Source organism: Nitrososphaera sp. (assembly GCF_037447015.1).
Taxonomy (GTDB): Archaea; Thermoproteota; Nitrososphaeria; order Nitrososphaerales; family Nitrososphaeraceae; genus Nitrososphaera.
On sequence record NZ_JBBIHK010000047.1, the window covers coordinates 1 to 13,927 of the forward strand.

Annotated in this window: 14 protein-coding genes; 5 read left to right on the forward strand and 9 right to left on the reverse strand. The window is 53.1% G+C overall.

Going from position 1 to position 13,927, the window contains the following annotated elements:
- Positions 1 to 55: 55 nt before the first annotated feature.
- From WKI84_RS11775 to WKI84_RS11785, 3 genes are all read right to left on the reverse strand, one after another.
- Positions 56 to 487, reverse strand: coding sequence for a CBS domain-containing protein (locus WKI84_RS11775; protein WP_337863754.1), 432 nt, complete (start codon positions 485 to 487; stop codon positions 56 to 58).
- Positions 488 to 689: 202 nt separating this feature from the next.
- Positions 690 to 1,433, reverse strand: a complete 744-nt coding sequence (locus tag WKI84_RS11780; RefSeq protein WP_337863755.1) for a CBS domain-containing protein — start codon at positions 1,431 to 1,433, stop codon at positions 690 to 692.
- 279 nt (positions 1,434 to 1,712) lie between these two features.
- Positions 1,713 to 2,009, reverse strand: coding sequence for a hypothetical protein (locus WKI84_RS11785; protein ID WP_337863756.1), 297 nt, complete (start codon positions 2,007 to 2,009; stop codon positions 1,713 to 1,715).
- 105 nt (positions 2,010 to 2,114) lie between these two features.
- On the opposite strand from WKI84_RS11785, the gene WKI84_RS11790 reads away from it, so the two are divergent.
- The 3 genes from WKI84_RS11790 to WKI84_RS11800 all read left to right on the forward strand — a co-directional run bounded on the left by WKI84_RS11790 (position 2,115) and on the right by WKI84_RS11800 (position 5,484).
- Positions 2,115 to 2,363 carry an Lrp/AsnC ligand binding domain-containing protein gene (locus tag WKI84_RS11790; RefSeq protein WP_337863757.1) on the forward strand — a complete coding sequence of 83 codons (249 nt, stop codon included), beginning with the start codon at positions 2,115 to 2,117 and terminating at the stop codon, positions 2,361 to 2,363.
- Positions 2,364 to 2,639: 276 nt separating this feature from the next.
- On the forward strand, positions 2,640 to 3,824 hold the full coding sequence (locus WKI84_RS11795) for a CBS domain-containing protein (RefSeq protein WP_337863758.1): 1,185 nt from the start codon (positions 2,640 to 2,642) through the stop codon (positions 3,822 to 3,824).
- A 184-nt stretch (positions 3,825 to 4,008) separates the two neighbouring features.
- Positions 4,009 to 5,484, forward strand: coding sequence for an RtcB family protein (locus tag WKI84_RS11800; protein WP_337863759.1), 1,476 nt, complete (start codon positions 4,009 to 4,011; stop codon positions 5,482 to 5,484).
- Between the two features lie 66 nt (positions 5,485 to 5,550).
- Here WKI84_RS11800 and WKI84_RS11805 read toward each other — a convergent pair whose 3' ends face one another.
- From WKI84_RS11805 to WKI84_RS11830, 6 genes are all read right to left on the reverse strand, one after another.
- Positions 5,551 to 6,498: a PAC2 family protein gene (locus tag WKI84_RS11805; protein ID WP_337863760.1), complete on the reverse strand. Its 948-nt coding sequence runs from the start codon at positions 6,496 to 6,498 to the stop codon at positions 5,551 to 5,553.
- Positions 6,476 to 7,009 (reverse strand): CBS domain-containing protein, encoded by a 534-nt coding sequence (locus WKI84_RS11810; RefSeq protein WP_337863761.1) that lies wholly within the window; start codon positions 7,007 to 7,009, stop codon positions 6,476 to 6,478. The genes WKI84_RS11805 and WKI84_RS11810 overlap by 23 nt, the downstream gene beginning before the upstream one ends.
- 334 nt (positions 7,010 to 7,343) lie before the next feature.
- Positions 7,344 to 8,279, reverse strand: coding sequence for a thiamine pyrophosphate-dependent enzyme (locus tag WKI84_RS11815; RefSeq protein ID WP_337863762.1), 936 nt, complete (start codon positions 8,277 to 8,279; stop codon positions 7,344 to 7,346).
- Positions 8,280 to 8,281: 2 nt separating this feature from the next.
- Positions 8,282 to 9,520: a hypothetical protein gene (locus WKI84_RS11820; RefSeq protein ID WP_337863763.1), complete on the reverse strand. Its 1,239-nt coding sequence runs from the start codon at positions 9,518 to 9,520 to the stop codon at positions 8,282 to 8,284.
- Positions 9,517 to 10,470 carry a 2-oxoacid:acceptor oxidoreductase family protein gene (locus WKI84_RS11825; RefSeq protein WP_337863764.1) on the reverse strand — a complete coding sequence of 318 codons (954 nt, stop codon included), beginning with the start codon at positions 10,468 to 10,470 and terminating at the stop codon, positions 9,517 to 9,519. Before WKI84_RS11825 ends, WKI84_RS11820 begins: the two co-directional genes overlap by 4 nt.
- Before the next feature lie 29 nt (positions 10,471 to 10,499).
- Positions 10,500 to 10,736 carry a TCP-1/cpn60 chaperonin family protein gene (locus WKI84_RS11830; protein ID WP_337863765.1) on the reverse strand — a complete coding sequence of 79 codons (237 nt, stop codon included), beginning with the start codon at positions 10,734 to 10,736 and terminating at the stop codon, positions 10,500 to 10,502.
- A 230-nt stretch (positions 10,737 to 10,966) separates the two neighbouring features.
- Here WKI84_RS11830 and WKI84_RS11835 point away from each other — a divergent pair, with 230 nt between their 5' ends.
- Both WKI84_RS11835 and WKI84_RS11840 read left to right on the forward strand, forming a co-directional pair.
- On the forward strand, positions 10,967 to 11,755 hold the full coding sequence (locus WKI84_RS11835) for a CBS domain-containing protein (RefSeq protein WP_337863766.1): 789 nt from the start codon (positions 10,967 to 10,969) through the stop codon (positions 11,753 to 11,755).
- A 314-nt stretch (positions 11,756 to 12,069) separates the two neighbouring features.
- Positions 12,070 to 13,927 (forward strand): hypothetical protein (locus WKI84_RS11840; protein WP_337863767.1); only part of this gene is annotated, 1,858 nt, incomplete at its 3' end.

The window sequence follows — 13,927 nt, forward strand, 5'->3', positions numbered from 1 at the left end:
CAGGAAATGTCCGGTTGAAGAAGCAGGGAGGCCTGCACAGTTGCGCGCGTCAAGTCTAGCCGATAGTCGTCGTTGCAGTTCTCGTCCTGCCTATTGCGACAAACTTTTGGTCCAGGATTTCCTTCAGGATGTCGTATCTGGAACATACGCCGACCAGCCTGCCCCCGTCCTTTTTCTCCACCACGGGGATCATCATTACGCCAAACTTGTCCATCAGGTCGATCACCTCCTCCACGCTTGCATCTTCGTGCACGGTCACAGGGTCGGGGCTCATTATCTCCTTGGCCAACGTGGTGCTCAGGTTCCTCCCTTTTCGTACCAATTTGAGAATGTCTATGGTCGTAATCTGGCCCGCCAGGCGGCCATCTTCGTCAAGAACCGGCATGCCGTTAAAGATCCCAAGCACCATCCTTGTTGCAACCTCTATCGCAGTAGCGTTTTCTGTTGCCGCCACAATGTCAACCGACATTACATCTTGTGCTTTCATTTCAGCCATCGACTGCTCCTTGTTTTTCCGTGTCGGACAATGATATTTATCAAGTGCGTTTGCAGTGGGCGGCAAAGCAACCAGGCAATGATGGACGATGGATGATGGAAACCTGCAGAAGCCTGGCGCCGGCAACCAGAAAACAAATGGCAGGTCGCCTGCTGGCTGACGCTTTTTCTTCTTCTTCTTTTTTTATGCAGGCTTACTTGAGCAGTGCCGACACTAGATCCCTTGCCGTGACCATCGCCACTATCTTGCCCCTCTTTGTAAGCGGCAGCCTCTTTATCTTGTTCGAGGACATTATTTGCGCGGCATCTTTTGCACCGATTCCAGTTTTTGCAGTTACCAGGGGATATGAGGAGTAGCTGCCGACCCTTTCAAGCAGGTCTATCTTCTGGGCCAGGACTTTGACCAACAGATCCCTTTCGGTGAATATGCCGGAAGGGCTTTTTCTTCTGTCTTCGTCACCGGCGGTGACTATTACGCTGCCGATCCTTTTCTTGAGCATCGCCTTGACGGCGTCGAGGATGGTGCTGTCTGGATGTACCGTAAAGACCTTCTGCCTCGCTATCCCCTTCAGCGGCGGGTTTCTGCGCCTTTGCAGAAAAGCCCTGACCATGTCCGACGCGGTTATTATGCCGGTCAGTTCGCCTTCATCAAATACCAGCAGCCTGTTGTTTTTTGTTACCATCGTCTTCGCGGCATCGCGGATGTCTGTGTAAGGGGACACCTTGCTGAACTTTTTGTTCACCAGATACCCGATTGATTTGTCCGGGATCCCCTCGTTCACCACCAGATAGTACAGCATCTCCCTTTCGGTGAGGACGCCGGCCACCTTGTTCTTTCTGTCCATTATTACGAGCGTCCCTATGCCTTTGCTGGCCATCTTGGAAGTTGCATCCAAGAAACCCTCGTCAACGCCTGCCGTTACGACAGGGGAGGTCATATAGTTTCCAACCCTCAGTTCTTGCCGGCTCAACACTGATGATGCAATTCCAGAAAGAAGGATTTAAGCAGAAAGAATGCAGTGCATTGCGGCATAATCATCGGCCAGTCTTTCCTTACCTCCACTATTCGCGGCCGGGTATGGTTGCCTGCCTGGCCGTCCCGGAGGGAGGCCGCAAAGAACCTGTCAGTCAGAGAACTCGTGCTCCTTGTGCGGGAGGGTCTCTGCGACTGACTGACTGACTGACTGTGGTGGGAGGGGATGCCGGTCGGCCTTGCCTTATTCTTCCAGCTCTTTGATCCTGTGGTCGACGGCTGCCAAGTTCTGCTCCAGGAATCTCCTGTACGCAAGCAGGAGCTTTTTCTGGTTGACCTTTGACACGTAATCTGCCTGGTCGAGCATCGACTCGGCTTCGCGCGATATGTTGTTGATTATGTCTTCCAGTGCAATCCTTTTCTCTGTGGTTGTGGCGATTGAATGTATCAGCATCTTCACAGAATCCGTAGCTTCTTTGATTTTTGCAGCTATCCTTTCCTCCACTTCCTCGATCTTTTCGGCCGATTTCTTTGCAGCCATCTTTCTTTCGGTGATGTTGAATTACCGCAACATATACTTGAGGTTTTTTCTGCCATGCAGTGCGTCCGCATTGCTTATATCGATTCCAGAGCAACAAAAACACCAGTGCAGAACGCATACGTGCTGATCAACTGCGAGCTGGGGGCAGAAAAGGGCGTGGTGGACGCGCTGAGAAACATACCCGGCGTGGCAGAGGCTCATCCCGTTTACGGGATGCATGATATAGTAGCAAAGGTCACATCAGACACGATAGAAGGGCTAAACGAGATCATCACGTGGCAGATCAGAAGGATACCAAAAGTCAGGTCAACGGTAACCATGATTATGGTTGAAAGCCATGCAAAGGCCGGATGAGTAACTTTTGGTACAGACAGAGAGAAGATGGCGTGCGTGCGTATGTGCATATCGCCCGGCGCATTCCAGTTTTCCTGGCCGGTGCCGTGCAGGCAATGTGATGCCGTAACGTCATTCCGGAGGTTGCTGTTACTACTACTACTGCTGCTGCCGCCATCCTGAGAAAAAATACTGTGGCGGCAATTATTCTTTTTACCTCCTCGATCCTAGAATGCAGTGCATGGCATAGGAGACATACCAGATAAGTTAAACGCTGCAGCAACAGCAGCCAGCACAATGGTCCTAAAAGGGATGACGCCAGAACTGTACAATTCTCTAAGCGCATTTCGAAACAGGCCGGTCGGAGAGCTGGCCGAGCCGCCGGTGGTTGCCGAAGCAGGCAGCCCCGTGTCAAAGATCCTGGGGCTCTTGCTTGAAAAGAACGTCTACGACGTTTTCATCCCTCTTGCCAGCGGCAACAAGGTTGCCTGCATAAACATCAGGGACATCCTTTCTGTGCGCGACATCGCCTCTGCAAAGCCCTCAGTCACTGGCGAGAAAATAATCCCCAGCCTCGCCCCCGAGAGCAATATCGGCTACGCGGCAAGGATACTGAGCTACTACAGGTTAAGGGCGCTTCCCATCATGCAAAACAACGCCGTGACCGGCCAGATAACCGCCAAAAAGATCGTCGCGGCCATACATGAAACTGGAATAGAGGGAATAAAGGCCGCAAACATCATGACGCCAAGCCCTGTCGTGATGAGGCCGGCCGACAAAGCCTCCACCGCCAAGGGCATAATGATCAGGCACAGGATTGACCACATCCCGGTGGTCGACGAAGAAGGGAGGCTTGCAGGCATTGTCACGTCCGTGCACATAGCAGGGGCGATGCTTCCGTCAGAAAAGATTGGAAGAAAGATCCTCGGCGTGGCCGACGAGCACAAGAGGCTGGATTTTCCGGTAAGCGGGATTGCAGACAGAGAGGTAGTGACATCTGACGCAGGCGATTCCCTTCGCTCGGTGACAGGCTCGATGATCGATGCAAATTCGACATACTCTGTCGTAAGGGTCGGCGAAGAAGTGCAGGGAATCATAACCTACAGGGACATAGTCGCCCTGCTTGGAGAAAAGATAGAGGAAGAGATACCTGCCTTTATCATAGGGCTGCCGGACGACCCTTTTGAAGCAGAGCTTGCCAAATCCAAATTTTCCGGTCTGGTCAAGTTCGTGAGGAGAGTGGCTCCAGAGATTGAAGAGGCACGCTGCAGGATGAAGCTGCGGGACATCGAAGGGGAAAGACGGAGGTATGAAGTCGATGTCAGCATAATCACTCCTTACAGGAGGCACGTATACACGGCAACGGGATGGGATCTGGCAAAGCTGTTTGACGGGATGAGCGATAGCTTGAAGAAAAAGTTTGGCCACCGGCGAATGAGGAAGCAGCGCGAGTCTGCCAGGTACAGGACAGAAAAGCCGTAGTTTCATCCGGGATCACAGCAAGTACAGGAGGAAAGAAGCATCTGGCTGGCTTGCCTACCGAGGGTTTGCTGCCTCCGGATGACCGACAGAGAGAGAAAAAGAGTTTTTACAGCCCACAAAAAGCCGGAGCCAGAACAAACAGGGTGCTCTTAATAACTTCGCCCGACAATTCAGTATCATCGCATTGACCGAGCTTGTAACGGGAAGCGGAAGGCACCGGATAAAGAAGGTGAGCGACAGGGAGTTCCGCATCGAGCAGAATGCCTCGCTTGGCATGCGGGTGCCGGTCACCATCTACGCTAACGACGTTCTTATTTCAAAGATGCTGGTCGACAGGACGATTGACCAGGCAGCCAACGTTGCAACCCTCCCCGGCGTGATGAAACACGTGGTCGTGCTTCCGGACGGCCACGAGGGGTACGGCTTTCCTGTTGGCGGCGTAGCGGCAACCGATGTCGAGGAGGGCGTCATCAGCCCCGGCGGGGTGGGATACGACATCAACTGTGGCGTGAGGCTGATCAGGAGCAACCTGGCGGAAGGCGACGTAAGGCCGAAACTCAAGGATCTCGTTGACGAGCTCTTCCGTTCGGTACCCTCCGGGGTGGGGAGCGAAGGCACGATCAAACTGTCTAGGTCCCAGCTGGACGAGCTTTTGGTCGAAGGTGTCAGGTGGGCGCTTGAGCGCGGTTACGGCGTCTACGAAGACGCAGAAGTATGCGAAGAGAACGGCACCATAGCCGGGGCCGACCCAAGCAACGTGTCTGACGCGGCCCGGAAAAGGGGCGCGCCGCAGCTGGGGAGCCTTGGGTCCGGCAACCATTTCCTGGAAGTGCAAAAGGTTGACAAAATATTTGACGAAAAGGCGGCAAGAGCCCTCGGGATAGAGAAGAAGGGCCAGATAACGGTGCTCATACATTGCGGCTCCCGCGGGTTTGGCCACCAGGTCTGCACCGACTATCTGCGCGTCTGCGAGGCCGCTTTGCACAGGTACAACATACACCTTCCAGACCGCGAGCTTGCCTGCGTGCCAAACAACTCGAAGGAGGGCGAAAACTACCGCAAGGCCATGAATTCTGCATTGAACTTTGCCTGGGCCAACAGGCAGATGATAACCCACTGGACGAGGAAGACCTTTGAAAAAGTATTTGACATGAGCGAGGAGGATCTGGATATGGATCTCGTCTACGACGTGGCGCACAACATTGCAAAGGTTGAGCGCCACAAAGTCGACGGCGAGGGCACGAGAGAGGTGGTGGTGCACCGCAAGGGTGCGACGAGGGCCTTTCCGGCCGGCATGGAGCAGGTGCCTGTCAGGTACCGCCACCTGGGTCAGCCGGTGTTCATACCTGGCTCGATGGGAACAGCAAGCTGGATATTGCTTGGCGGCAGGAATTCGCTTGACCTCAGCTTTGGCTCCACCGCCCACGGCGCCGGCAGGACCATGTCAAGGTCGGCTGCAAAAAGAAGCCACACCTCAGATGAAGTTAAGGGGAGCCTAGAGTCACGGGGAATCTACGTCAGGGCTCTGACAAAGGAGGGCATCACCGAAGAAACGCCTGACGCGTACAAGGATGTCGACTCGGTTGCAGATGTCTCGCACGCGCTTGGAATAGCCACGAAGGTGGCCAGATTGGTGCCGCTTGGAGTGATAAAAGGCTAAATCAGTCTACCGAGTTGCCGGCGCGTGCATGTATATACATATACACATATACACGTCTGCACCTCCTCATCGGTATATCCTCTCGATATCGCTTCTCCCGACGATGCGCTCGTATTCTTTTAGCTGACTTAGGCGTGCTTTCATCAGATCCTGGAGTTTCTTCATCATCTCTGATTCCTGTTTGAACACCGAGGTATCGATATTGAGGGTAGGAATCAGCTTGTTCAGTAATTCTATCATTAGTAGCGCACCTTCCGGATCTATGCCGGTTTCATTCTGGGGAACCAGCACGCTTGTGCATTTCATTTTCTTTACAGCGCAGGACGCAAGAAGACTCCCTGCGACACCGGGGATGATTGCTATAGACGGGCGGAGGACCTTGGCCTTGATGCGCTCATTAATGGACACCATGTCTGCGGTTTCCTCCGCTCCGGAACCTCCGCCGGGCAGAGATCGGGGAGCCTGTAATGCCTTGCGTTCTTTTCCTGCATCACCATCACCATCATCATCATGATTTTGTAGCAGATAGACCTTTGCGACAGGCGATTCTTTTTCGGTGACGCCGGGGATATAATCTCTGGCGATCCCTGCAACCAGAACCAGTTCCCGAACCTTTGACCGGATGCACCACCCTGATACGCTTTCCGCAATTGAATGTACCCCGCTTGGCAACACCGGTACTTCGCATACCGCTATGCAGACCGTACCTTCTTTGTTTGAATATATCCTGAAGGGGTGCCTGAACTGGCCTGCTATGAACACCGTGGCAGGTGCCACATGATGTGACTTGACAAACGCCACCTCGTGCATTGAAACCTGGTGTATGATATAGTCTAGCGCCATGGGCCCGATCAGGCCCGCGTCCAGAAAAGCCACCAGCAGAACCGGCTCGTTAAGAGAGATGCCGCGGGCATTCTGAGGGACAACCTGCGAGCCTGCCTCTTCGCTTTGTGAAAAAAATTCCTTTTTTGGATCTTTTGCATATCCTGCTTTACGCGTTTTTCTGCGGGCCAATATCTCCATCCCTGCTACTGCTGCTACTACTGCCCATTCTCCTGTGGAGGATCTCTCCTAATTTGTAGACCCAGGGCTGCTCAAGTCTCCCGATATGCTCTATGAGCATCTCGTCGCTCATGAGGCCGGCGATGAGGGCTTCGTCTTTCACAATCGCCCTGTAGATGTCTTTGTCAGTCACCATGCCAACCAGTACCCCTCCGTCGCTTTCAACCACAGGCAGGTGACGGATATTTTTTGAAACAATAATCCGCAGTGCGTCTCTCAGGGATGTAGTTGGCAGTATGGTGACCAGCGGCCGGCTCATCAACTCTCCTGCTCTGGTGTGGACTCGAGAAACGTCCATCGCAATGTGGTTGATAACGTCCCTTTCAGTTATTATCCCGACCGGGACTCGTGTTCCGCTATCGCTGCTCACAACTATGACGCTCCCTATCTTGTTGGCGTTCATAACTTTACACGATTGCTGCAGAGATTCGTTGTCTGTTATCGTTTTTACGTCTCTTGTCATGATGCTTGCAACAGACACATTTTGCATGCTCACAAGTTTGTGAGACTCTCCGATGATATTTGTAGTGTGTGTATGTAGTGCACTACATTGCACTTGCACGACGCATTTGAAAAGTAAGTGCTAGATGCGGCATAACCGCGCAAGCAGACACCGGGCACAACACCTAGGTAAATGGCACGTTGTATCACGAGTCGATGAACACCCGAATTACGACAGGGCCGGCGGCCACAACAACAACAGCAGCAGCGGCAAACAAAATATGGACAGAAAGGAGAACGGTCACAGAGCTGAATGCGGGCGCCCTGTGCTAGGTAGGGCATCTTATCCTGACATATCAGAGCGAACGTTCCGTAACGCTTTTCCAGTAGCCGTCAACCTTGGCTTGAATTTTCTGCAACACATCTTCCTGCCTTGCAGGCGAAAAAAGGTGCTCAAACCGGCCCTGCATCTTCAGGTATTCTTCAACCGGCCTGCGCTTTTTCATTACAAGCGAGTGCGTGACCTGGCCGTGTACTGCCTCCTTTAGCGGCCACACGCCGGTCTCAACTGCCATCTTGGCCAGCCTTATCACCGCGCCAGAGTCTATGTCCCATCCCGGAGGGCATGGCGAGTGCGCTATGAAGAGCTTGGGCCCGGCAAACTGCGAGGCTCTTTCCACCTTGCGCATCATGTCGGCAATATATGCGGGCGACACGGTGGCAACATATGGCGGCCTGTGCGCCCTCCATATCTCAAACAGGTCCTTTTTCTCCAGCAGGCTCCCCTCCGGCACGTGTTTGGATGGCAGGGTCGTCTTTGTGGCTGCCCCAAACGGGGATGAGCCTGAAGCCTGGAACCCTGTGTTGGAGTACCCTTCGTTGTCATACACGAGATAGTAAAAGTCGAGGTTCCTGTGCAAAGCCCCGGAGGTCGTCTGAAGGCCAATGTCTGCTGCAGCGCCATCGCCGGTTATGACTACCACTTTCAGGTCGTCCTCTGGCCGTATCCTCCCTTTTCTTATCATGATGTCCAGCGCGTCGCGCACACCCTGGGCAGCTGCCGGCGCGCTTGCCATGGCTACATACAGCCAGGACGATTTGAACGGGGTGTACGGAAAGACCGAAAGCATGCTCATGCAACCGGCGGCATTGAGCGTGATGGTATTTGGACCAAGAATCTTTTCAAATATCCTTACCAGAAGCACCCCTCCGCAGCCCGCGCAGAGCATGGTGCCCGGGGCAACGTTTTCTTCCACAGGGAGGTCTCTGAGAGTCTTGTGCTGGTCGCCCATCCTCACTCTGCAACCTCTTTTCCTGCCGTCTTTAGCATGCCTCTGACTGTCTGCCAGTCGGAATCTGTGAACAGCATGATGCTCTGCAGCGGCTCGCCGTCTTCTTTTATCACCATCGACTCTGTTATGCCAAACATGTGCCTGAACTCTGCCAGCCCCATGCGCTTGCCTCCCAGGCCGCCTATGAAAGACACGATCTTTTTGGGGCGGTCGTCTCCTCTGTGGTAAAGGGCTGCCACCACCTCGGGATACAGTATCCCTCCGCTGCCCACAGACAGGTTCTGGTCGAAAACTGCCACGCCCTTTCTCCCGGCAAGCATCTCTGCAACCTGCCGCCGCGGAAACGGCCTCACGAGCCTTATGCGCAGCAGCCCGACTTTCTTGCCTTCCTTGCGCATCTCCATGATGGCGGCCCTTGCAATTGTGGTAAAAGAATTGGTGATTACCAGGACATAGTCGGCGTCGTCCAGCATAAAGCCTTCTACCGCGCGGTATGCCCTCCCAAACGCCTTCTCAAAGTCCCTCGCAACCCGGTCGTGGACGGCCTGCGCGTTGAGCGCGGCAAGGTGCATCTGGTACTTGAAGTACGAGTAAGCCCTCCCATCCAGGACGACCACTCCGAGGGACGCGGGGTTGTGGGCACCCATGTAGCCCGTTGCGGGCCTGTAGTCTGGCAGAAAGCCTGCCACCGTTTCCGGGTCTGGCACCTGCACCACCTCGCGCGTGTAGGAAAGGTAAAAGCCGTCCATGTTCACTATGGCGGGGAGGCGGACCCGGCCGTCTTCGGCGATCCTGTACGCCATTACGACTGAATCCAGCGCTTCCTGGCAAGTCTCTGCATGTATCTGCAAAAACCCGCTGTCGCGTGCCGATAACACGTCATTGTGGTCTGGCTCTAGCGTCAGAGGAGAGCCCACCCCCCTTGACACGTTTGCAAGTACAAGCGGCGTCCGCCAGCCGGCGACAGCATACAGCATCTCAAAGCCATACAGGAGGCCCTGGCTGGAAGTCGCGGTAAAGGCCCGCACGCCTGCAAGCGAGGCAGCGCCGGCGGCCGCTATCATGGAATGCTCTGATTCCATCTGGACCAGCTTGGCATCCATCGACCCCTCGTTTATCCACCTTGCTAGCAGCTCTATTATCTCTGTCTGCGGCGTTATCGGGTACGACGGTATGTATTCTGCACGCGCAAGCCTGACGCCTGTTGCGACTGCGGCGTTTCCTGTCAAGAGCTGCTTCATAGAGATTCCACGGCCTTCTCCCTTTTCACGAGTGATATGGCGTCAACAGGGCATTCGGTAAGACAGATGTTGCAGCCCTTGCACGCATCATAGTCCACTACAGGAAAGTCGTCCTTTCCAATCAGGATGGCGCTGTCCGGGCAGTATACAAAGCATATCCTGCATTTGGTGCAATCTTCATAATTTATCACGGGCTTGAAGCGACTCCACGTCCCAACCCTCCTTTCTCTCGTGTTTGCCGGCGAAACAATGCTGCAGGCAGACGTTTCAGGCCCGTGCTGCCTTAATTCTATGAAGGTCTGCGCTCTTTTTCTTTCTTCTTCTTCATCATCACTATTATTATCGCCAGCCCCGCCAGCAGCAGCCTCGAGGTTTTCCACAGGCTCAAACGACCAGTACACCCTTCTGGCAAGCTCCAGATTGCGCGCCCGGCTTTCGCCCATAACCCTGATGTTTTCAAGTTCCTGTACTAGAGCCTGCTCAAGGTCCTCAAGGTCTTGGCCAAGCAGGCGTCCTGCTGCGCAGGCCACCGCGACGCCGACTATTGGCCTTTCCAGAATCTCCTCCGCTACTCTGGACAGGTCTGCGGCTATGACAGTCTTGCTGTTTATCCCGTACGACGAGACGAGATGTTTTTCATCCTTGGCGGTGTTGACAAGGACAGCAGCAGTTTCTTTTGACGATATGCCTTCGAGGACGTCAAACGACTCGTCTGCAAGGAGCGAATCGTCCGCAATCACAACCACGGTGGGCTTTACCACCGGCCCGCGCTCAAGTATTGGCGAGTTTGAAATCCTTATGAAAGCAGTAATCGGCGCCCCGCGCCTTTCTGCGCCGTATAGTGGCTGGTCCTGGACGTAATGCCCGCCAATGAATGCTGCCGAGCCTACGATGTGTGCGGCCGACTTGATGCCCTGGCCGCCACGCCCTGCAAGGCGCACAGAAATCATATTGCGTGCATGTTTTACACGCTCCCGGATTAATCATAGAGGTATGCTCTGCCATGCAAAGCACTTTCTTGAAATGTGCCGTCGCCGGCTTTATCGTCAACGGCCTTGGCCACCTCCACAAGCATCTTTGCCACAGGGTGCTGGATGTCCCTGTTCTTCAAAATGGTCGCGCCGTCGTTTGTGATAGTAACGTCGCCCAGAGTATCGACGGGCATCTTGTCCACGCCGCGGGGACCGAGCACGGACTTGAGCATGGTTGCAACCACCTTTGCAGCCTCGATATTGTTCTCCCGTGCGTTGCGTCCCTATGTTTCCGATGTGCCCTCTTTGAAGAGCATGATCGGCATCCTCCCCCCGCCCCCTGTCCTGCCCAGCATCGAAAGCGGCATTGTATGAAGCAGTAGTTAGTGGTGATGGCAGACATTTTCCTTAAAGCATACTCTGCAATGCACTGCATACTCTCTACATTAATGCCTGCATACGCAGACACAATCTCGTGTCTCTCCAGCAGCTAACCGTCGGCGCGTTCATGAGCTCGCCTGTCATCACAACGCGGCATGACGTTCCCTTTTCTGACGCCACGATGGTCATGGCAGCCAAAAAGATCGGGAACCTTGTGGTGGTCGGGGAAAATGGGGATCCGCTTGGAATCCTGACAGAGCGGGCAATACTGTATTACCTTGCCCTTTCCAAAGCACTGCCAGGCATGCCTGTCGGCAGGGCACTGCTGCATAAATTTGCCCGGCTCCAGCCTGCCACTACAATCATCGAAGCTGCAAAGACCATGATTGTAAAAAAGACGAGGCTGCTTGTCTTTGAAAAAGGGCATGCTGCCGACAGAGACAGGCTTGCAGGCATAGTCACCGCGTCCGACATCATGAGGGCCTTTGCTGAAACAGGCAGAAATCCGCCGCTTGCCGGTATAGTCAGACACAGGGTGTTCACGCTAGGTCCGACAAACACCATACTTGCCGCAGTCAAGATGATGTACAAGAGGCGCATCGGGAGCGTCCTGATCGAAAAAGACGGGCAGCCATTTGGCATTTTTACTGAAAGGGATCTGATGAGCAGGGTATTGGCGCAAAACGTGGACCTTGAGGATAAGGTGGGAAGTTACTGCAGCCGGCCAATCCAGACGGCAAGGCTCAGGCTGGGCGCCGGAACGGCTGCAAAACAGATGCTTGCAAGCAACATCAAGAGGCTTCCACTCGTGTCAGGGGGCAGGATAGCGGGTATCGTGACTGCAAGAGATCTGGTGGAGGCTTTCCAGAGGAGTCTGGCATGACTCTGCTCTGCTGATACTACTAAATTAGTGCTACCGAAGCTGCAAGGATCAAAAGGATGCTGTTCCGCTTATCTCCGTATTCTGGCGGGTTCAATACCGAAATAGGTGGGAATCACTCTGGGCCCGCGTATCATCAAGAATTTTCAGCAGCACCAGTTTTCAATGTACCGGATTCTCCAATAAAGGGCAATTGGCGTTAATTTTTTAAATAATTCCTAATGATTGTTAATACTTATTAACTTCTAGAATATTTCTACAGTAGATTGAGAGCACTGCGTGCTCTTCTTACGTTAGCTTTATGCCTTGTCCTTATCGTGCAGATTGCAACGTTTGTTCCTGCCGCCGCTGCATCGTTTGTAGGAGAGTGGACAGGAAGAATAGACGGAGATTTTACAGGAGATTCAGGTGCTTATGGAAATTTCAAACATAGCGCAGATCTGACATTTGTAGTCGCAAAAGACGGCTCTATCAGCGGAGAAGGTACAGGTTGGGAGGTATTTGAAAGAGGTGGCGGCCACCTCAACGGAAGAGCTGACAATGTCACTTTCAAAATAAGGGGAGAAATTGTTGATTATGACACAGGAGAAGCCCGACTACGTTTAGAAGAAGTCACACCCAGTACATATCCTGTATTCAACGATCAAGGGACCCAAGTATTTGTGATATGGCCATTCTATAACTGGGAAGTCTTGTACATCGAATTAAAGGAGGGCGCTCGGGTAGACAATGACGCATTCCAAGACGCCGGGAGCGGTGACACCAGTGGAACAGACGAGTTTGTGATTACTGGAAGTGATGTAATCGTCGCATGTCCTCAGCTCACCATTACTCCAACCATGCCGCCTTCCTCTGACCCGCGCAATCTTGCCGGCCCAACTGATACTGCCAGCTATCGGTTCGATGTTGCGTGGGAAGGAACAACACCCGTCAGGGTCAATTTCGACGTACAAGGCGGCGATGACTCTCTCAGTCCCAGCTTTGCCTTCAACCCTGCAAACATGCAATCAAGTCCGATTAATGTCATTATGGATGTCACTGTAGACGGTGCAGAGGAAGGGGATTACTCACTTACCATTGATGCATGGGTGATAGATCCGGACACAGGAGAAGAATGCCATGCAATAGAAGCTGCTAAAGTCGTATTGGTTGTCGGCGAATCCCGAGCGGCAGATCTCAAATTAATCAAGCGCGTTGGCCCGGTAGAAATTACGCAAGAAGAGACAGATGCAGGCAATCAAAATGTTAAGATCACGACAGGGAGCGATGGCCTTGCCACATTTGTTGTCGCAGGTATAGAAAGGACCAATGATGCTATTTCTACAACAACAATCAATGTTGGAAGCAACACTGCAGCAAGCGAGTATGATCATGTGGATCACTTTGCAAAAGTCTTGGACGAAAAGGCGAAGGCCCCGGAAACCCCAGAGTGGATTGCCAACTATTTTCAGAAATACAAGCAGCCTAGCGTTTTGGAGGAGCTGAAAGAACTTGTATTTGAGGTCTCAGTATCTGACTCCGCAGTGTATTCTTGTCTTTTCGCCCCTATTGATAGCAACAGTGCCGACCTCTGCGGCGAGCATTCAATCGTTTACGTTTCTGATGGCGAACTGCACCTACATCACCAGACTGCGACAGGAGAAGCTGCTGACAGATTGATGGCCGAGACTGAAAAGCAAGTAGCAGAGCTTGCTTGGGACAAGCTGTTCAGGGCATTGGCAACGCCAAACGCCTTGATCATTCCAGAAGGCACAGAACTGACAGTCGACGTTCAAGAACATAGTAACTCTATGGTAACTACCGTAGTAATGCTCGAAGGCTCTGCAATTGTAGTGGATCTGGCTTCAGAGAAGGTCCAGCTTGTAAATGCTGGCGAGAGATATTCTTTAGAGACTTCAGTTTCAGGACAGACTGTAAGTTCAACAGATAGTCTTACAAACATCGAAATTGCCTCTGTGCCGCAATGGTGGATGGTCCAGATTGGCGAATTTGGTACTGCCAAGGCTACGAGGGACATAGAAGATGGTGATAACGCTGAACCCGTTAACATGACGTCGATCTTCAGTGATAATGATGCCGAGGTCTGGGCATGGGTCGAGTGGCTTGAATGGCCGAGTTCATATCTAAACTTTGGCAAATCCCTCAGGCAGCATGACCCTCGGTGCAGTGGCAATC